General features: G+C 36.8%; 17 protein-coding genes. 11 read left to right on the top strand and 6 right to left on the bottom strand.

The annotated features are described in order from the left end of the window. Positions 1 to 2 precede the first annotated feature (2 nt). The 10 genes from prmA to J580_RS14535 all read left to right on the top strand — a co-directional run bounded on the left by prmA (position 3) and on the right by J580_RS14535 (position 10083). The gene (prmA, locus tag J580_RS14580) at positions 3 to 908 is read left to right on the top strand and encodes a 50S ribosomal protein L11 methyltransferase (protein ID WP_032004696.1); all 906 of its coding nucleotides are present in this window, start codon (positions 3 to 5) and stop codon (positions 906 to 908) included. Between the two features lie 12 nt (positions 909 to 920). Next, a complete protein-coding gene (locus tag J580_RS14575; RefSeq protein ID WP_017398532.1) occupies positions 921 to 1766 on the top strand; it encodes a zinc-ribbon and DUF3426 domain-containing protein in 846 nt (281 codons plus the stop codon). 376 nt (positions 1767 to 2142) lie between these two features. Then, on the top strand, positions 2143 to 2412 hold the full coding sequence (fis, locus tag J580_RS14570; protein ID WP_001086304.1) for a DNA-binding transcriptional regulator Fis: 270 nt from the start codon (positions 2143 to 2145) through the stop codon (positions 2410 to 2412). An 85-nt stretch (positions 2413 to 2497) separates the two neighbouring features. Further along, positions 2498 to 4072: a bifunctional phosphoribosylaminoimidazolecarboxamide formyltransferase/IMP cyclohydrolase gene (gene purH, locus J580_RS14565; protein WP_025465553.1), complete on the top strand. Its 1575-nt coding sequence runs from the start codon at positions 2498 to 2500 to the stop codon at positions 4070 to 4072. Positions 4073 to 4195: 123 nt separating this feature from the next. Next, positions 4196 to 5482 (top strand): phosphoribosylamine--glycine ligase, encoded by a 1287-nt coding sequence (purD, locus tag J580_RS14560; RefSeq protein WP_032004694.1) that lies wholly within the window; start codon positions 4196 to 4198, stop codon positions 5480 to 5482. A 487-nt stretch (positions 5483 to 5969) separates the two neighbouring features. After that, complete coding sequence (locus J580_RS14555) at positions 5970 to 6842, top strand: MetQ/NlpA family ABC transporter substrate-binding protein (RefSeq protein WP_017480821.1); 873 nt, start codon at positions 5970 to 5972, stop codon at positions 6840 to 6842. A gap of 75 nt (positions 6843 to 6917) precedes the next feature. After that, a complete protein-coding gene (locus J580_RS14550; protein WP_002119636.1) occupies positions 6918 to 7943 on the top strand; it encodes a methionine ABC transporter ATP-binding protein in 1026 nt (341 codons plus the stop codon). After that, complete coding sequence (locus J580_RS14545) at positions 7940 to 8635, top strand: methionine ABC transporter permease (RefSeq protein WP_002119707.1); 696 nt, start codon at positions 7940 to 7942, stop codon at positions 8633 to 8635. The genes J580_RS14550 and J580_RS14545 overlap by 4 nt, the downstream gene beginning before the upstream one ends. Before the next feature lie 151 nt (positions 8636 to 8786). Further along, positions 8787 to 9518, top strand: a complete 732-nt coding sequence (gene gloB, locus J580_RS14540) for a hydroxyacylglutathione hydrolase (protein ID WP_032004693.1) — start codon at positions 8787 to 8789, stop codon at positions 9516 to 9518. A gap of 361 nt (positions 9519 to 9879) precedes the next feature. Further along, on the top strand, positions 9880 to 10083 hold the full coding sequence (locus J580_RS14535) for a hypothetical protein (RefSeq protein WP_002119766.1): 204 nt from the start codon (positions 9880 to 9882) through the stop codon (positions 10081 to 10083). A 156-nt stretch (positions 10084 to 10239) separates the two neighbouring features. Here the strand turns inward: J580_RS14535 and J580_RS14530 are convergent, their stop codons facing one another. Together J580_RS14530 and J580_RS14525 are read right to left on the bottom strand one after the other, a co-directional pair. Then, the gene (locus tag J580_RS14530; protein ID WP_002119617.1) at positions 10240 to 11538 is read right to left on the bottom strand and encodes a dicarboxylate/amino acid:cation symporter; all 1299 of its coding nucleotides are present in this window, start codon (positions 11536 to 11538) and stop codon (positions 10240 to 10242) included. Between the two features lie 455 nt (positions 11539 to 11993). Further along, on the bottom strand, positions 11994 to 12554 hold the full coding sequence (locus J580_RS14525; RefSeq protein ID WP_032004692.1) for a TetR/AcrR family transcriptional regulator: 561 nt from the start codon (positions 12552 to 12554) through the stop codon (positions 11994 to 11996). Positions 12555 to 12691: 137 nt separating this feature from the next. Between J580_RS14525 and J580_RS14520 the strand changes: the two genes are divergently transcribed. Next, positions 12692 to 13894: an MFS transporter gene (locus J580_RS14520; RefSeq protein WP_032004691.1), complete on the top strand. Its 1203-nt coding sequence runs from the start codon at positions 12692 to 12694 to the stop codon at positions 13892 to 13894. 39 nt (positions 13895 to 13933) lie between these two features. Here J580_RS14520 and J580_RS14515 read toward each other — a convergent pair whose 3' ends face one another. The 4 genes from J580_RS14515 to J580_RS14500 form a co-directional block, all read right to left on the bottom strand. Beyond that, positions 13934 to 15085: a sterol desaturase family protein gene (locus tag J580_RS14515; protein WP_032004690.1), complete on the bottom strand. Its 1152-nt coding sequence runs from the start codon at positions 15083 to 15085 to the stop codon at positions 13934 to 13936. A 225-nt stretch (positions 15086 to 15310) separates the two neighbouring features. Next, the gene (locus J580_RS14510; RefSeq protein WP_032004689.1) at positions 15311 to 16657 is read right to left on the bottom strand and encodes a PQQ-dependent sugar dehydrogenase; all 1347 of its coding nucleotides are present in this window, start codon (positions 16655 to 16657) and stop codon (positions 15311 to 15313) included. 172 nt (positions 16658 to 16829) lie between these two features. After that, positions 16830 to 17249 carry a PH domain-containing protein gene (locus J580_RS14505; RefSeq protein ID WP_032004687.1) on the bottom strand — a complete coding sequence of 140 codons (420 nt, stop codon included), beginning with the start codon at positions 17247 to 17249 and terminating at the stop codon, positions 16830 to 16832. Positions 17250 to 17319: 70 nt separating this feature from the next. Next, entirely contained in the window at positions 17320 to 19149 is a 1830-nt protein-coding gene (locus J580_RS14500) for a DUF1302 domain-containing protein (protein WP_081403677.1), read from the bottom strand. Positions 19150 to 19209: the final 60 nt, after the last annotated feature.

The raw sequence follows: 19209 nt of genomic DNA, 5'->3' as shown, positions 1-19209 counted from the left end.
TCGTGAAGTGGTTACAAATACACATTACCGTTGATCAAGAACAAGTTGAGTTCACAGAAACACTTTTAATGTCTCTAGGTGCGGTAAGCGTAACGCTGGATGATGCTGAAGATCAGGCTTTACTTGAACCATTACCGGGTGAAACACCTTTATGGAATAAAGTTATTGTGACAGGCATCTATCAACAAGACGAACAAGACCCAATTGATGTCGACACTTTAGAAGCTTTCTTAAAAGCTCAACTTCCAGATGTTCCTATGCGTCATGAAGAACTTGAAGATCAAGTGTGGGAACGCGCATGGATGGATTACTATGAGCCAATTCAGATTGGAGAAAAGTTCTGGATCGTGCCTGAATGGCTAGAGCCACCAGAAGCAGACGCAACTAACATTAAGTTAGATCCAGGTCTTGCATTTGGTACAGGTAATCACGCAAGTACTTTCCTATGCTTACAATGGCTGGGTAAAACTGACGTTAAAGATAAAATCGTGATTGATTATGGCTGTGGTTCAGGCATTTTAGGTGTAGCCGCTTTATTACTAGGCGCTAAAAAAGTATATGCCACAGATATTGACCCGCAAGCTGTTTTAGCAACGAAACAAAATGCAGAGCTTAATGGTGTATTAGATCGACTATATGTAGGTCTTCCTGAAGAGTTTGATCAAGAATTCAAACCTAAAAAAGCCGATGTTTTAGTTGCAAACATTTTAGCAGGACCTTTAATGATGCTTGCGCCTGAATTTGCAAATTTAATCAAATCTGAGGGCGAGTTCGCACTTGCTGGTGTGATTGAAGAGCAAGTTGCTGATGTTTCACGTGTTTATTCTGAATTTTTTGATATATTAGATGTCGAAAAGCGCGAAGAAAACTGGTGTCGCATTTCAGGAAAACGTAAAACAATAAATTGAGATTTTTAACTCATGAATGAAAAACAAACCCGCTGCCCTAAGTGTTTAACAGTTTATAAAGTATCTCTTACTCAATTGACTGTCGCTCAGGGTATGGTTTGTTGCCCTAAATGTAATTCAAGCTTTAATGCCTTAACCCATCTAATCAATATTGAACAGCCAGTTATGGTCAACTCAACGACTCTAGCCAATGGTTCAATACAGACAAGATATATGACGCATTCTCACGTATTAGATATCTTTGACCAAAAAGTAGAAAACTCTAATATTGATCTTTTAACTTACCTCAACAACTTAAATTACTTTCACAACGAACCTATTAATGCTCTACCAAACCTTAATTTAGCTGAGCAGGCATCCCCACAAGAACAAGACAACAATAAAAAGCATAGTTGGTTGTACTATACGCTCTGGAGCTCTGCCAACCTTATTTTAATTTTAGTTTTTACTTTTCAAATCCTCTGGTTTAACCCTAAGCTCATGCATGCAAGCCCAACCGTTAGCCATGCTTTTAATTACGTTTGCCAAATACTACACTGCAACAAATCAGCAGAACTTTATCAACTTATCTATATAGAAAAGTTAAAAGTCCGCAAAATCGACGCAAACCATACCCAGTTCTCAGGCATATTGCTCAACCAGAATGATAAAAGTATTGAGCTTCCTAACCTAAAGTTGATTTTTGCAACAGAACCAGACAAAACAGAGGAAATCATATTAACTCCTCAACAATATCTAGTTGAAAACTTACGGGGTATTCAACGCATTCCATCAAATACCCCTTTCCGATTCCAATTTGAGCTAAACAAAAGCAAAAAAAGGCTAGTAAATTATCGATTAGAAATTGTCCACCCCTAAAATGTAAAAAAAGTGAAAAAAAAATAAAAAAAAATGCAGTTAATTTGCTCACTTTTTCCTAGACAATGGTATGATACGCGCCACGAAAGCTTTGACTCATATACTCCTCGCTCTCAATCCAAAAAAAATACTGTTAAGCATGTGTGCTTTTCTACTTTAAGCGCATAGCCTAACTTTTTTTGTTTTTGAGGGGGCTGTAACAAATATTTAATTATTGTTACGCTTATTTTTTATTCAATACGAAGAAATATGGCAAGCTAATTGTTCTTATGTTTTAGAGTCACTGTTTTAGGATCTAAAACAGGACTCCGTATTTTTAGACCACATTTATATACTACTTTACCCAAGCTAGTATTTGATTTTCGGATTAACTCGCATGAATAGCAAATCTCCTATTTTTACTGCACAATCTGATGTTGCTCTTCGCATCCACGTGGATCGCGCAGTTCGCCATTATTTTGCACAATTGCAAGGTGAGCAACCATCTCAGGTATATGACATGGTGCTAGCAGAAATGGAGAAACCTCTTTTATCTGTAGTTCTTGAATATACACGTGGTAATCAAACGCGTGCTGCAGAAATTCTTGGACTCAACCGTGGCACTTTACGTAAAAAGTTAAAAGCTCACGGTTTAATGAGTGAATAAATGATAAAATGCTCACGACGTCGTGGGCATTTTTTTATGCTTATTGGTTTTAATCCGTAGACTTGAAATTGTTGAATTAAACATCATGACTATTAAACGTGCTTTGATTTCTGTATCTGATAAGACAGGAATTGTCGAATTTGCTCAAAACCTTGCAGCTCTAGGGGTAGAACTATTATCTACAGGCGGCACATATAAGTTGCTTAAAGATAATAATATCGCGGTTGTAGAAGTATCTGAACATACTGGCTTCCCTGAAATGATGGATGGTCGTGTTAAGACATTACATCCAAAAATTCATGGCGGTATTCTTGCTCGTCGCGGTTTAGATGAAGCAGTTATGGAAGAACACAACATCGATCCGATTGATCTTGTTGTTGTAAACCTTTATCCATTTGCTGCAACCGTTGCAAAACCTGACTGTACTCTTCCTGATGCAATCGAAAATATCGACATCGGTGGTCCTACAATGGTTCGTGCAGCTGCTAAAAACCATGCTTCAGTAGGTATTGTAGTTAATGCTTCTGATTACGACACTGTAATTAATGAATTAAAAACTGCTGGTTCACTTTCTTATGAAACACGTTTTGATTTAGCAGTTAAAGCATTTGAACATACAGCTCAATACGACGGCATGATCGCTTCTTACTTAGGCGCTCGCGTTGGTAAGACCGAAGGTGAAGCTGACTTATTCCCTCGTACATTCAATACTCAATTGAACAAAGCACAAGATTTACGTTACGGTGAAAACCCGCATCAATCGGCTGCTTTCTATGTCGAAGCTAATGCAAAAGAAGCATCAGTTTCTACTGCAAAACAGTTACAAGGCAAAGAATTGTCTTATAACAACATTGCAGATACAGATGCTGCACTTGAATGTGTTAAATCATTCGCAAAACCTGCTTGTGTCATCGTGAAACATGCTAACCCTTGTGGTGTTGCGGTTTCTTTAGACGGCATTAAAGCTGCTTATGATTTAGCTTATGCAACTGATCCAGAATCTGCTTTTGGCGGTATTATTGCATTCAACCGTGAATTAGATGTTGCAACTGCTCAAGCAATTGTAGAACGTCAATTCGTTGAAGTGATTATTGCTCCAAGTATTGCTGATGGCGTACTTGAAGTAACTGGCGCTAAGAAAAATGTACGTGTTTTAGTATGTGGCGAGTTACCTGCAATTGATGCACGTGCACCGCAACTTGACTATAAACGCGTAAATGGTGGCTTACTTGTTCAAGATCAAGACTTGGGCATGATCACTAAAGATGATCTTAAAGTAGTTACTAAGCGTGCGCCAACTGAACAAGAAATTGACGACCTCATCTTTGCTTGGAAAGTTGCAAAATATGTAAAATCAAACGCAATTGTTTATGCTAAAAACCGCCAAACTATTGGTGTAGGTGCAGGTCAAATGAGTCGCGTTAACTCAGCGCGTATTGCTGCCATTAAAGCTGAACATGCTGGTTTGGTTGTTGAAGGTGCTGTAATGGCTTCTGATGCATTCTTCCCGTTCCGTGACGGTATTGATAATGCTGCTAAAGCTGGCATTAAATGCATCATTCAACCAGGTGGTTCTATGCGTGATGAAGAAGTAATCGCTGCAGCAGACGAAGCTGGTATTGCAATGGTGTTCACTGGTATGCGCCATTTCCGCCACTAATTTAAATTTAGTCCTCCCTAACCCTCCTTTCATTCAGGAGGGTTTTCCACAATAATGGAGCTAAACTCCACCTTGAGGAATAGAGGGGGATGAAAAGGATTAAAGTTAAGGAACAAATTAAAAATGAATATTTTAGTTTTAGGTAGTGGTGGTCGTGAACATGCTTTGGCATGGAAAATCGCGCAAGATACCAAGGTTACTCAAGTTTTCGTTGCACCGGGAAATGCGGGAACTGCAACTGAAGACAAATGCGTTAATGTTCAGCTTGATATTTTAGACAATCCTGCAATTATCGCTTTTGCTAAAGAAAATAATGTTGAACTTATTATTGTTGGTCCAGAAGCACCTTTAGTGAATGGTGTGGTAGATGCTGCTCGCGAAGCAGGTCTAAAAATTTGGGGACCAACTCAATATGCTGCGCAGCTTGAAGGCTCAAAGGCATTTGCTAAACATTTTTTAAAGCGTCATAACATTCCAACTGCTTTTTATGAAGTATTTACGGAAGTTAATGCAGCTAAAGCTTATGTTGAAAAAAATGGTGCACCAATTGTAATTAAGGCAGACGGTCTTGCTGCTGGTAAAGGTGTAATCGTTGCAATGACCAACGAAGAAGCTTTTGCAGCAATTGATGACATGCTTGCAGGCAACAAATTCGGTGATGCTGGTTCACGTGTTGTAATTGAACAGTTCCTAGCGGGTGAAGAAGCTTCTTTCATTTGTATGATTGATGGTAAAAACATTTTACCAATGGCAACTTCACAAGATCACAAGCGTATTTTTGAAGGTGACCAAGGTCCTAATACTGGCGGTATGGGTGCTTACTCTCCTGCTCCGGTGGTAACTTCTGACATTTTCGAACGTGTTATGACCGAAATCATGCGTCCGACTGTTGAAGGTATGGCTGCTGACGGACATGTCTACACTGGTTTCTTATATGCTGGCTTAATGATTGATGAACAAGGTCAACCGCGTGTGATCGAGTTCAACTGTCGTTTCGGTGATCCTGAAACTCAGCCAATCATGATGCGCTTAAAGTCATCTCTTGTTGAATTGGTAGAAGCTGGTATTGCTGGCAATTTACCAAAAGAAGCTGAATGGGATGAGCGTAAGTCAATCGGTATCGTACTTGCAGCCGAAGGCTATCCTGATAGCGTACGCAAAGGTGATGTAATTTCAGGTATTGGACAATCACCTGAAGATACTAAAATTTTCCACGCAGGCACTGCAACTCGTGAAGATGGTCACATCGTGACTTCTGGTGGTCGAGTTCTTTGTGTAACTGCGCTAGGCGACAGCGTACTTGAAGCACAAATTAATGCACTTGAAGTATGCGGACAAGTGACCTTTACTGGTATGCAATATCGTAGTGACATTGGCTATCGCGCAATTGCACGAGAAAAAGCTGAGTAAAAAACTCTCAACTGATAAAAAGCCCTCTATTAAAGAGGGCTTTTTATATTTCATTCTTATTTATCAGAAAATTTTATATGAATCCCAGTTTTTATTCACTTCCAATCAATAAGATCGAAACATGTCCACTATATTGAATATGTTTTTATTGATATGATTAGATAAAGCGTTGGAACTTTCCACAAAGTTATTGTGCCTTTAAATATTGAGGCTCATCATCTAATTCTGTTAGGGATAATAGTTATTTTTAACATTGAATACTTTTAGAAATCGCTTAAAGACTGTCAACTCATGATAGAACTGTTGTGAAAATAGTTTTATTTAGTACAGATCAAAAACGGTAAAACAAGTATCTGAGGAATTAGAAAAGAGCTAAAAGTTATAACTTTTAGCATTCAAAACTTTGTGACGTGACAACAAAACTCATTCTCTTTTCTAGAGAGCCAACTAAATAGTTGATATCTCTCTTAATCAGGACTTTTTTTACATGAAAAAGCTGATCAGTCTTTTTTTAAGCGTGTCTGTGCTATTACTTGCAGCTTGCGGTAAACAACAAAGTGAACCACAAGCTGGAAAGAGTGGTGATTCATCACAACCTCAAACTGTGGTTATTGCCTCAACTGGTTCTGACGCTGATATCTGGCGTTATATTTCGACTTTACCAGAAACTAAAGCTGCTGGTGTTAAGCTTGAGGTGAAAAATTTCACTGATTATGTTGCAATGAATACAGCTGTAGCAAATAAAGAAGTTGACTTAAATGCATTCCAATCTTATGCATATTTGGTGGCTTTCAATGCATCAAATAAAGATAAAATTGCTCCAGTTGCTACAACTTATCTTGAGCCAATGGGGATCTACTCAAGTAAACATAAAAAAGTAGAAGAATTCCAACAAGGTGCAAGCATTGCAATTCCTAATGATGCAGCGAATGAAGCTCGTGCATTATTGTTATTACAAAGTGCTGGCTTAATTAAACTTAAAGCTGACTTCGACCCTGCTAAAGGCACACCAAGCGATATTATCGATAACAGTAAAAAAATTGATATCAAACCAATCCAAATGGCGACAGCTGTACGCGTAAAAGATGAAGTTGATGCAATTGTTTTAGGTAATACATTAGCTTTAGAAGGTGGTTTAAACGTACTTAAAGATTCTATCTACTATGAACCTGTTGACCAAAGCACTAAACTGAATGTAAACATCCTTGCAACAGCTGAATCTCGCAAAGATGACCCAATTCTTCAGAAAGTTGGTCAGCTATACCACACTGAAGCTGTTAAAAAATACGTTGAACAACACTTTGGTGGTACAAAAGTTGACGTGAATCAGCCAATCAGCTATCTCACGGAAGCTAAATAGTAATATAATAGCTGCAACGCGAAACAGGCAAAGACTCTTTGCCTGTTTTTTCTTTTTAGCATAGTTTTTGACGACATGATTCAATTTAAAAACATTTCAAAGCACTATCAGCTTAAAGGCCAAACCATACGAGCTCTGGACCAAATTAATTTGGAAATTCCTGAAGGGAGTATTTTTGGTATTATTGGCTATAGTGGTGCAGGTAAAAGTACTTTAATCCGCCTGATTAACTTACTTGAACGACCAAATGAAGGTCAGGTTATCATTAATCAAAAGGACTTCACTGCTTTGGATGCGCGTTCATTACGTCAGGAACGTGCAAATATTGGTATGATTTTTCAGCACTTCAATTTGCTACAAACCAAAACGGTTGCTGAAAATATCGAAATGCCAATGCGTCTGCTGAATTACAATAAAGCAGAACGTGAAAAGCGCTTAAATGAGTTATTGGAGTTCATTGATCTTAAGCATAAAAAAGATGCTTATCCTGATGAACTTTCTGGCGGCCAAAAGCAACGTGTCGGTATTGCTCGTGCTTTGGCAAATCATCCAAAAATTCTTTTGTGTGATGAAGCAACCTCTGCCCTAGACCCGCAAACAACCAAGTCTGTTTTAGAGTTACTCAAGAAAATCAATCAAGAGCAAAAAATCACAATCGTTATGGTGACCCATGAAATGGATGTTATTGAAACTGTTTGTGATCATGTAGCTGTGATGGAAGCTGGTAAAGTCATTGAACAAGGTTCAACGATTGATATCTTTAGTAATCCTCAACATCCGACGACTAAAAACTTTATTCAAACTGTGTTACATCAACAGTTGCCTGTAAATATTTTAAATCAACTCGAGAATCAGCATCACCATAGCATCTACTGTTTACAGTTTTTGGGCCGTTCTGCTCAAGAACCTGTAATTCAGTCACTGATTAAACAATTTGATATTAGTTTAAATATCTTATTCGCTAACATGACTGAAATTAACGGTACTGTCATTGGTCAAATGTTTGTACAGCTTCTAGGTGAGCCTCAGTTGATTAAACAGGCTATCGAGTTTTTAGAGAAAAATGAAGTGAGTGTAGTTCAATCAGGAGATCAAGTATGAGAGATTTAATCGTACAGTGGTTAACTGAACTTACTCAACCTTTCTGGCACAGTTCTCTTTCAATTGACCAGTTTGTAACAGCTCTACAAGAAACATTTCACATGGTGTTTTTTGCGCTGTTATTTGGTGGTATTTGGGGTTTCATTCAAGGGGTTATCCTGCTTGTAACTCGACCAGAAGGTATTTTGCCAAATAGATTCGTCTATCATTTACTCAACCCAATTGTAAATGCGTTACGCTCTCTCCCATTTATTATTTTACTTATTGCAGTAATTCCTCTTACCAAGTTATTGGTAGGCACTTCAATTGGTACATGGGCTGCGATTGTTCCTTTAACAATTTACGTTGGTCCATATATGGGACGTTTGATTGAAACTTCCCTACTCGAGGTAAATGAAGGAATTATTGAATCTGCTCAGGCGATGGGTGCTACACCTTGGCAAATTATTTACCGCTTTATTTTGCCAGAAGCACGCAGTTCACTCATTTTAAACCTCACAACAGCGACAATCAGTTTGATTGGTGCAACAGCAATGGCTGGTGCAGTGGGCGCAGGTGGTATTGGTGACTTAGCAATCTCTTATGGTTACCAACGTTTTGATACAAGCGTTGTAATTTTAACAGTAATTGTTCTATTGCTCTTAGTACAGATTGTACAGACGCTAGGTAACTGGCTCTCTAAGATCCGTTAAATTACTCATATAAAAAGCTCCCTAAATGGGGGCTTTTTTGTTTTATATACATCATTTTCATAAAAGGTTGAGTGAGTGGCTTAATACCATTTTCTGTTATTATCAAAAACAGCGATTACTTACTCTTTGGATTTGGTTTTAGGATAAAACAATGCGTTATAGAATTCATTTTATTGATGTACAGAATGCCCTCCAAAACTATATCTGGATTTTAGAAGATACTGAAACCCAAGAGGCTGTTGCAGTTGATCCAACAGAAGCTGATCTTGTGACTCAATTTTGTCAAAATCATCAACTCACTTTAAAACAAATCTGGCTCACTCATTGGCATAAAGATCATATCGGTGGTGTAGCAGATCTGACAACAGCTCAGAATATTACTGTCTATGGTCCACGTGATGAGCTCACAAAGATTCCGGGAATTACTCATCCCTTACAACATGACGACCATCTAAAATTTAATGATTTAAAAGTAGAGATTATCGCGACCCCAGGTCACACCTTAGGGCACATTGTGTATTTCATTGAGGAATTAGAAGCTGTATTCTGCGGCGACACTTTGTTCGCAATGGGATGTGGTCGATTATTTGAAGGTACGGCTGAACAAATGTATCACTCACTTAGTCGTTTAGCAGCGCTACCAACACAAACTAAAGTTTATTGTACGCATGAATACACGCTTTCAAATGCCGAATTTGCTTTAACAGTAGAGCCGCATAACCACGCCTTATCTGAACGAGCCGAAGAAGTCCGTGAGCTACGTAAGAAAGGATCAATCACACTTCCGAGTACGATTGAACTCGAATTAGCAACCAATCCTTTTCTTCGTGCAGAAAGTGCTGAAGACTTTGCTCATTTACGTGCACTTAAAGATAATTTTTAAAGCTAAAGCTTCTCCTTTTAAGAGATACAGTTTCATTTTAATAACTGTATCTTTTTGCATAGCGCAGGTTGATCGTAATTATTTTTTACATTTACTTTTTTTATATTTATTCATCTTTTTAAAAATTCCCTCAAATTTATATTTTCTTAAAAACACGCCAATAAATAACCCATTAAATAAAAAGTTTTTATTTTTTAGTTACATAACATCACCATATTTTTATAAAAATAAAAACTGTTCTTTCTCTATCTTACTTTTTTTACAAGTTGCAAAATAAAACAAAGTTTTCCCCCTTTAAAAAATCTAATTAAAACCCTATTAATAAATAAGATGTAATGCCACGGATAGAAGGAGTTCTCACGTGAAAAAGGTTGTTAAAGCTAAAAATTTGATTGCGTTTCGTATTTGGTTAGAAAAGTTAGGGTATTCAGTTAAAAATCTTGCTGATGGAAAAGGTTTTACTTTTAGTTTTAAAAAAGAATATGGTTTAGTGACCTGTGATTTAGCAGGTAATTCATTAGCGATGCAATTAGGTGAAGAGTTTGAGGATCACTTAAAAGCATAATTTTTTACGACTCGATTTACAGTATTGTCTTTTTGAAAGATAAGTAATAGCAGAACTTTAGAATGATTTAATTAAAATATATTTTTAGATGTTAAAAAAAATCTGTAGCCGGGCTACTCTCCCAAATTGCCCTTAGCTACAGATTTTTTTATAAGGTTATTCTGCTTTAGGGTTCTTTAAGGCTTTATCTAAAAGATCTTTATCTAAAGCTTTATCCCAACGTGCTACAACAATTGTTGCGCAAGCATTACCAACTAAATTTGTTAATGCACGGCACTCAGACATAAAACGGTCAATACCAAGAATTAACGCCATACCTGCAACAGGAACAGCTGGTACAACAGATAGAGTGGCAGCCAGAGTAATAAAGCCTGCACCAGTCACCCCTGCTGCACCTTTAGAACTTACCATTGCCACAAGAAGTAAGGCAATTTGTTCACTAATGGATAAGTCTACGTTACACGCTTGGGCAATAAACAGAGCAGCCATAGTCATGTAGATATTTGTACCATCAAGGTTAAATGAGTAACCTGTTGGAATCACCAAACCGACTACCGATTTTTCACAACCTGCTTTTTGCATTTTATCCATTAAAGATGGTAAAGCTGCTTCAGAAGAACTTGTTCCTAAAACTAACCAAAGTTCATCTTTGATATAACGGATTAAATGAATAATTGAGAAACCATTGTAACGGGCTACTGCTCCTAGGATCACTATGACAAACAATACCGCTGTAATATAGAACGTCATAATTAATAATAATAAATTACCAATTGATTCGATTCCATACGCTCCGATGGTAAAAGCCATTGCACCAAAAGCACCGATTGGAGCTAGCTTCATTAACATACCAACTAGGTAGAAAACTGGAGCTGTTAAGTTATTTAAGAAGTCGGTAATTGGACGTGCACGGTCACCCAATGCAGCCAAAGAAATACCAAATAACACCGCCACAAACAGAACCTGCAAAATCTCGCCACCTGCCAGAGGGCTAACTAGAGTTTGCGGGATAATATTCATGAAGAAGTCAGTAATATTTGTTGCATGCGCCTTTTCAACGTAAGTATTTACTTTATCGTTGACTAAGGTAGCGGGGTCAATATTAAGACCTTTACCTGGTTGGATAATATTTGCCACAATCATACCAACCACAAGCGCCAAGCTTGAGAAGGTAAGGAAATAAAGCATCGCTTTACCAGTTACACGGCCGACTCGGCTCATGTTTGTCATACTGGCAATGCCTGTAACAACTGTTAAAAAGATGACGGGAGCAATAATCATTTTAACGATCTTGATGAATGCATCACCAAGCGGTTTTAAACTTTCGCCAAGTTCTGGGTAAAAATGACCAATTAAAATGCCCAAAATAATTGCAAAGATGACCTGTACATACAAAATTTGGTGAAACTTCTGTTTTTTCTGTACCGTTTCTTGGTCAAGGGTATTGAAATCCATTATCTAAATACCTTTTCGATGGGGATAAAAAAATAAAATATAAAGCGTGCACCACAAGCTGCTTTATCAAGGAAAAGCCATTGTAAAGAATAAAAAACGGCCTGTGTTATAAATTTAAAAAATGTCAAATTCAATAATCATGCAGTAAATTATATAAAATCATTTTAATTTTCTAGTTTAAAAAAATAAAAAAATAACCAAAATTCACTATAAAGCATTATTTAATCTTAATATTTTAAATAAAAACATGCATAAAAATGGCTGTAGAAGTTTAATTGTCTAATACAGGCACAACATTTATTAAATAAATGATTTTATAAAAAACATGTAAATTATAAATTATGAAAATTTAGTTTAAAAATAATAAGAAAAATTGATATATAATTTTTTAACAAGATAAAGTGTCTCGTTCTTGTTAAAAAATTACACTAATAGGCTTTGATAATTAATTCAAATTAGGGGGTGTTAAATAACCGTTCCAATAAAATATGGACATAATCTAAGCTTAAGGTACGTTCAGTGAATAAGATGCGAAATAGCATAGGGGCAATAACAGCTTCGATAATTTCTTCATTATTTATAGTGGGTTCATTACGCGATTTAGCTCTGGCTTGAATAATATCAAGTTGTTGAATAATTAAGGCTTCACATTTTCTCGCATTTGAAGCGTCAGCTGTATATAGCACATCACGTAATAATGTTTGACCAACTTCAGAAGAATACTCCTCAAAATATTGTTCAATCCATGCAGTGATATCCAGCTGAAATGAACCTAAATCTTTTGGTTCCATATCAGGTTTAAGTTCATTTAGGGCTACATCTGAAAATAGCTGATTAATATCGCCCCAACGGCGGTAAATTGTCGAAGGTGTTACTCCTGCCTCATGAGCGATCATAGGTATGGTAATCTGGCTTTGCTCTAAGGTTTTTTGAAGCTCTTTTACCGCTTGGTGCACCGCAGTTTGAATTCTTTCACTACGACCGCCAGGACGTAAGCCAGTAACAACTTTTGCCATTTATAAACTCTGTAAAGGGATCAAAAAATTTATAAATATTTATATCTATATACAAAATACACTAAAGCTAAGGATTTGCTTTAGTGTGAAAATAATGTATAAAAGCTAAATATTCGCTTTTATGTTATTCATCTTATATGAACAATTCAAGTTCAAAACGGTCTGGATCGGTTTTTCACTTAGATAGTGCAAGTGCATTAACACTCAATACAATCACGCTCATGACTTTTATGGCGGCGTCTAGTGCACCGACTCCACTTTATCGTCTATACCAACAGCTTTGGCAATTTTCACCTGTCACTTTGACTTTAATTTTTGCAACTTATGCTTTTACTCTGCTGGGTTCATTACTGATTATTGGTTCTTTGTCTGACTATATTGGACGCCGTCCTGTCATTATTGCAGCCATTTTTCTGCAAATTATTTCGATGAGCTTTTTCTTATTTGCTTCAGATGTTTCGATGTTATTTATTGCACGGGGCTTACAAGGAATCGCAACAGGGCTTGCTGTCTCGGCTATAGGCGCAGCAATTTTAGATTTTAGTAAGCTTCAAGGTTCGCTTATTAATAGTATCGCACCAATGGTCGGTATGGCTGTTGGTATATTTCTAACTTGTTCTATTTTGCAATTCTCTGCCCAACCGTTACAGCTTGTTTTTGAATTTTTATGTCTTCTTCTTATTTGTGAACTCATTTTAAGTTTTTTTACTCCTGAAACAGCACAAAAAAGATCGGGTGCTCTTGCCTCTTTAAAACCGAATATGGCTATTCCTCCACAAACAAAAAGTGCTTTATTAAGTATTAGCCCTATTAATATTGCTCTTTGGATGGTCAGTGGTTTCTTCCTATCACTTATGCCTTCTTTACTGGCAAAAATTTTCCATACTTCATCGGCATGGCTAAACGGTATTATGTTTATGGCGCTAGCACTCTCAGGTGCAGCCGGTATATTAACGCTTAGGAAGTCGACAAATTACCGTATTTTATTAACAGGTACTCTTTCAATTGCTATTGGTTCAACTGTTTTATTTTTAGCAATTAATCTTACAAGTGCAGTAGTTTTATTTCTCGGTTCTATTATTACCGGAGTGGGTTTTGGTACAGCTTTTATGGGCGCAATACGCACAGTAATGCCTCTAGCTTTACCAGAAGAACGTGCAGGTCTTATGGCTGCATTTTTTGTTGAAAGTTACTTGGCATTTAGTATTCCTGCAATTTTAGCTGGTTATTTTGTTGGGAAAATTGGGCTGATGAGTACAGCAAATAGTTATATTTGTTTTATTATTCTACTATCGTTTGTCGCGCTTCTTCTGATTTTTAAAAACTTTAAAAGTAAATAAGCCTATAAAAAATAGCCTCAATAGAGGCTATTTTTTATTTCATTGGTCACGCCAAGGTTTTAAAAACCGCTTTACATACTTTTTAAATGGCCATGTAAATTGTTTTATAAAACTATTTGGAATTTTATAACCTACCGTGCCATACACGCTTGCCAGATGATTTGGCATATATACACTTTTGAAGATGACATCATATAGAGGAATAAAAGCAGCGTAATTTTTATCAATCGCAGGTTTTTCTGAAGAGTGATGCCAATGGTGGAATTCTGGCGTAGCGATAATCCAGCGCAAATAAGGAAAACGAAAACGTACATTGGAATGAATGAAAATAGCGTGAAACGAAATAAAAACTAAATAAGCAAAAACAGCTGAAGTATGAAAACCCAATAGGAAAATAGGTAATGTCGCAATAAAGCGAGTCATTAGCACTTCAATGACATGCAAACGAGAGGATGCTAACCAATCCATATATTCAGTTGAATGATGAATTGCGTGAAAGCGCCATAAGAAATTAACTTCATGCATAGCGCGGTGCAACCAATACACCGTAAAGTCGACCACAATTAATAGTTCAATAAATTGCAGCCAAATCGGTTGAGCTTGTACATAAGGCACAATTGGATTATCAGGTAGATGCGTAATCCAATATTGAATCGGCATAACGGTTAAAAAGCTAAATAATTGAATGCCAACATGGCTGACCATGAAATATTTCATATCGGTCACCCATCCTACTCTTAATATTTTTTGTTCAGGATTTTTAGCAAAAAAACCTTCAAGGGGGATAAAAATGAACGCTAAAATAAATAAAGTTAGTACAAAATAATCGATACCAGCATAAAACGGTACACTTGGCAAAACGGGTGCTTCAATTACACCACAGCCCAAAACTGCTGCTACAAGTGAAAAACACAGCCCGTAAAATCCATATCGGTTTTGACGGATAATGGCACTAAACGCTCCAAAACCTGCACTAACAATAATGCCTGTGATCAGGCCATAATAAAAAAGATGATAGTGTTTTGCGTAAATAGGACGGAGTTCTGGGGTGGTTAATACACTGGGAAATAAAAAACATAATGCACCAAATAAGCAAAGTAAGCTGAGTGACATGGAAATAAAGGCGCTAATTTTCCCTAAACCTGCGTTAAGTTCTAAATTCTCAAATTTTGCTCTTAATTGATCAGTCATAATTCATATACAGTTCTTATTGTGTATAACGCGAATGCTATCAAAATTTAATAATAAATTGTAAAAAGAACCAGATTTAACTCAGACTAAAAATAAATAGATAAAGAAAACTAACTAATTCACCAAATCTCCGGCAAATTAGTCAGTTATTTTAAAATAGTTATTTATCTCATACTGTTGAAATAAGATAAAAATAATGAAGTCATGAAATGAGATTTAGACCATTTATTTTTTATATGGAGTCTCATAAGTCGTCTCTGCAACTGGCGAAACGCGCCAAATCGTATTGCCCACATCATCTGCAACTAACACAGCACCTGAGAAATCAATTGCTACACCCACAGGGCGACCATACGCTTTGCCTTTATCGCTGAGGAATCCAGTCAAAATATCTTGCGGTGGACCAGAAGGTTGACCACTTCTAAATGGTACAAAAATGACTTTATAACCACTGTGAGGTTTACGGTTCCAAGAACCATGCTGACCGATCAATGCACCGCCTCTAAATTGCGGCATAAGTTCGGCTGCATAAAATGTAAGGCCTAAAGAAGCCGTATGGTTGCCTAGCGCATAGTCTGGTTTAATTGCACGGGCAACCATTGCTGGATTTTGTGGTTTAACTCGTACATCAACATGTTGACCATAGTAGCTGTAAGGCCAGCCATAAAAAGCTCCATCTTGAACTGACGTCATATAGTCGGGTACTAGGTCACTCCCAATTTCATCGCGCTCATTAACCCCCGTCCAGAGTTTTCCACTTTGAGGTTGCCAAGCCATACCATTTGGATTACGCAGGCCGGTTGCAAATGGGCGTGACTGACCACTTGCGATGTCAAACTCCGTAATTTGTGCTCGGCCTTTTTCTTGATCTAAACCATTTTCAGCAACGTTACTGTTAGAACCAACGGTAATGTACAACTTGGTACCAGCTGGGTTAGCAATCACATTTTTGGTCCAATGGTGATTTAAAGGGCCACCGGGTAAGTCCAACACTTTGGTTCCACTGGCCGTAATTTGAGTTTCACCTTCTTGATAAGGAAAATGCAACAGTGCATCTGTATTGGCGATATATAAGTTATTACCGACCAATGCCATACCAAATGGAGAATTTAAGTTTTGAAGAAATACTGTTTTCTGATCGGCAACTCCGTCTCCATTAGTGTCACGAAGTAAACTAATACGGTTTGCACTTGGATGAGATGATCCTGCACGTCTCATCACAAAAGACATAATTTTACCTTTAATCCCTTTGCTGTCTTCTGGTTTAGGCGGAGCATCTGTTTCAGCAACCAATACATCACCATTTGGTAATACATAAAGCCAACGTGGGTGTTCAAGTTCTTTGGCAAATGCTTTGACCTTTAAACCTTCTGCTGGTTTTGGCATTACCCCACTCGGCCAGCCTTCTGCTGGAGCTATATTAACAGTTGGTAATAGGCTTGATTTAGGTTCGGGAAGTTTTGGGTCTGGCCCATAACTATCAGTAATTGGATATTGAGAGGATGAAGCACATCCTGCAACAAGAACTACAACTGTAGTGCCTAAAATTGGCATTAAAAAACGTGTAAGCATCTTTTATCTCCATTTCTTATTTTTTCGCAATAAGCACAGATTAATGCTTTAGAAGAGAGACTTATAGTTTATTTATTTAACCAAACTAAGGATTACCGTCTATATTTTCAAAATTTTAATACATAACTAGTGTTTTCTAGATATTTAAAAGACTCTATTTATCAACTACACATTAATACTTGGCGTTAGGATTATTGCGTAAAATATTTAAGAAACCCTCTTTATCTTTTGGCGAGATCATTACTGTAGCCACTCTGCCATCTTTCATATAATAAATTTTAAGTCGATCTAGCGATAATGCTGGAGAAGAAAGTGGATTATGGGTAGGTTCAATTTGAGTAATATCATCAATATGAATTTTCCATCGGAATACCAAACTCTTAATCATTAAAGTGTTGTTTTCTACCACATAATAAGTATTAAAGATGGGGAACCAAATAAGAAAAATGATTAAACTATAAATGACGAGATATGGAAAATTTGAAGCTAAAGAATAATGATGATTTGCTTCATAAATTTTCATAAGGATATTGGCAGTGATCACAACAAATATTAATAAAAGCCACCAATCAATTTTTGATCTAAATTTCAAAAGTTATCCTCCACGTCTAAATATCATTTATAACGAGTCTTTCTATATATTTTTTAATAAAATAATTGAACTAAAAATTAGCTTTAAATGTTAATGATACAAAATCTCGATCATCTATGGTGCTAAATTCATTAGAACCAAAAAAGTTATTATAGGCAATCTCTGTTGTATATTTTTGCTGATAAGTCATAGATAAAGCCGCACTTACACTCATTTGCCCTTCTTGAAAGTTTTGGCTATATCCATAAACATCATGTCTAAAACTAAGACTTGGCGTAATCACTGTAGAAGGTAAAATATCTTGATAATTTAATGCGCCACGTAGTCGGTAACCAAATGACCATTCATTAAAAAAACCGTTTTTATTACAAAAGCGTTCATTTAAATTGTCTATTTCTGCATTGGTAAGATGAGCTGTACCATACGGCGTACATTTAAAGTCGCCTGTTTCAGGATTATAAGCACCTGTTGAAAGCTCACTACGGCCAAATGCACCAGTCCGACCAATCCGATGATTACCAATATCTGCAATATGGTTTAAGGCAAACTCTGTAGACCATGTCAGCGAATTTGCACCCAAAATATTGAATATGCTGTCAGTTGCTCCAACCGAAAATTGTGTTACTGGTAAGCGTACATATCCTTGAATATATTGACCTAATTCAACAGTTTTTCCCGGCGGCGCAAATGGTGTTCCTTCTGATAGCACTTGAGCATAGACAATGTCTGTGCCGTTTAGCTGCAAAGATTGATTAGGTTTGTGGGTTAATTCACTAAAAATGGTTGTTTTTCCGACTTTCCCAGTCAAACTTAATCCAAACATTTTGATATTTTCAGGATAGATAGAAAAATAACTTGCGGTATTAAAATGTTCTGGTCCTGCTGCTGTTACAGCCGTTCCATCAAAGTTTGCATTACGGCTATGGTAATTCGCATAGTAAATACCTAACTCAGCATTATTTAAACTGGCTAATGTCTGTTTTAAAGCAATACCATATTGGCCGTTATCCTTTGCTTTTCTACTTTCTGCACGTGGAATATAGGTACGTAAACGAATTGCGGTATCTGATAATTTATCTCCACCTCCAGCAATCAGAACTGGACCTGCATTTTCAGGCACAAAGTCTGAAATCTCAAAGAAAGTTCCGCTACCATCAACAACTGAAGGTCTAAATTTAAATTGATAGAACCCTTCTATTTTCAAATTTTTATTAATGCTTGTGTCGAATGAAAACATTTCGGTTGGAATGATTCTTTCTTTTGCATCACCACCCGGTCGGTTGATTGCAGCAAAATCGAATGCACTCACCGAATTTAAACCGTTTTGAAAAAACTGAGATTTCCCCCAATTTAAAGTCTGTTTGCCTAATTTTAAATTGATGCTTTTTCCATCGTCTAATTCAAAATCTTTCCATATATAGGCATTCCATAAATCGATACCTTTGAACTTTGCGAGCCTTGGCCACGCTGAATCATTAAAGGGTTTAAAGTCTCCGTGCCCTGTCTCATAGGCATGGTCATACCAGTATTTAGTGCTAATGACCGCACCCTGCTGTTTTCCATTTAGTTTAACTTCAGTTATACCTCTGATAATCTGTGAAATAGCATCATATTTACTAAAATTCATACGCCCATCATCACCATTCACATCAATGCTAGCACCTTGTTTGCCTATTTTGTTTGCGTCAGGCCGATAAAGTAATGAAACGGATGGATCTTGGGTACTCCAACTGGCTCCTAAGCTTAATGTCGTTTTTGTATCGAACTTCCAGTCTTTATCAATATCAAAACTGGCTGCAGTTACTTTAGACATAAATAAAATTAGGCTTAATGAAACACCTATTTTTTGAATATATAGAACGTGATTATTTCTTTGATTTAAATAGAAGTACTGACCCATCATATTATCTCCTTATAAATATGATTTTTTTATTTATTGCTTGTTACTCAAAGCCATCCA

Origin of the sequence: Acinetobacter sp. 1542444 (genome assembly GCF_000581835.1) — a bacterium.
Lineage (GTDB): Bacteria > Pseudomonadota > Gammaproteobacteria > Pseudomonadales > Moraxellaceae > Acinetobacter > Acinetobacter pittii.
Note: the sequence above shows the minus strand (reverse complement) of the source record. Positions and strands in the feature narration are given on the sequence as shown.

Coding starts and splice junctions, on each gene's coding strand:
- J580_RS14575 (WP_017398532.1), top strand. CDS start 921: ATGAATGAAAAACAAACCCGCTGCCCTAAGTGTTTAACAGTTTATAAA.
- fis (WP_001086304.1), top strand. CDS start 2,143: ATGAATAGCAAATCTCCTATTTTTACTGCACAATCTGATGTTGCTCTT.
- purH (WP_025465553.1), top strand. CDS start 2,498: ATGACTATTAAACGTGCTTTGATTTCTGTATCTGATAAGACAGGAATT.
- purD (WP_032004694.1), top strand. CDS start 4,196: ATGAATATTTTAGTTTTAGGTAGTGGTGGTCGTGAACATGCTTTGGCA.
- J580_RS14555 (WP_017480821.1), top strand. CDS start 5,970: ATGAAAAAGCTGATCAGTCTTTTTTTAAGCGTGTCTGTGCTATTACTT.
- J580_RS14550 (WP_002119636.1), top strand. CDS start 6,918: ATGATTCAATTTAAAAACATTTCAAAGCACTATCAGCTTAAAGGCCAA.
- J580_RS14545 (WP_002119707.1), top strand. CDS start 7,940: ATGAGAGATTTAATCGTACAGTGGTTAACTGAACTTACTCAACCTTTC.
- gloB (WP_032004693.1), top strand. CDS start 8,787: ATGCGTTATAGAATTCATTTTATTGATGTACAGAATGCCCTCCAAAAC.
- J580_RS14530 (WP_002119617.1), bottom strand. CDS start 11,538: ATGGATTTCAATACCCTTGACCAAGAAACGGTACAGAAAAAACAGAAG.
- J580_RS14525 (WP_032004692.1), bottom strand. CDS start 12,554: ATGGCAAAAGTTGTTACTGGCTTACGTCCTGGCGGTCGTAGTGAAAGA.
- J580_RS14520 (WP_032004691.1), top strand. CDS start 12,692: ATGAACAATTCAAGTTCAAAACGGTCTGGATCGGTTTTTCACTTAGAT.
- J580_RS14515 (WP_032004690.1), bottom strand. CDS start 15,085: ATGACTGATCAATTAAGAGCAAAATTTGAGAATTTAGAACTTAACGCA.
- J580_RS14510 (WP_032004689.1), bottom strand. CDS start 16,657: ATGCTTACACGTTTTTTAATGCCAATTTTAGGCACTACAGTTGTAGTT.
- J580_RS14500 (WP_081403677.1), bottom strand. CDS start 19,149: ATGGGTCAGTACTTCTATTTAAATCAAAGAAATAATCACGTTCTATAT.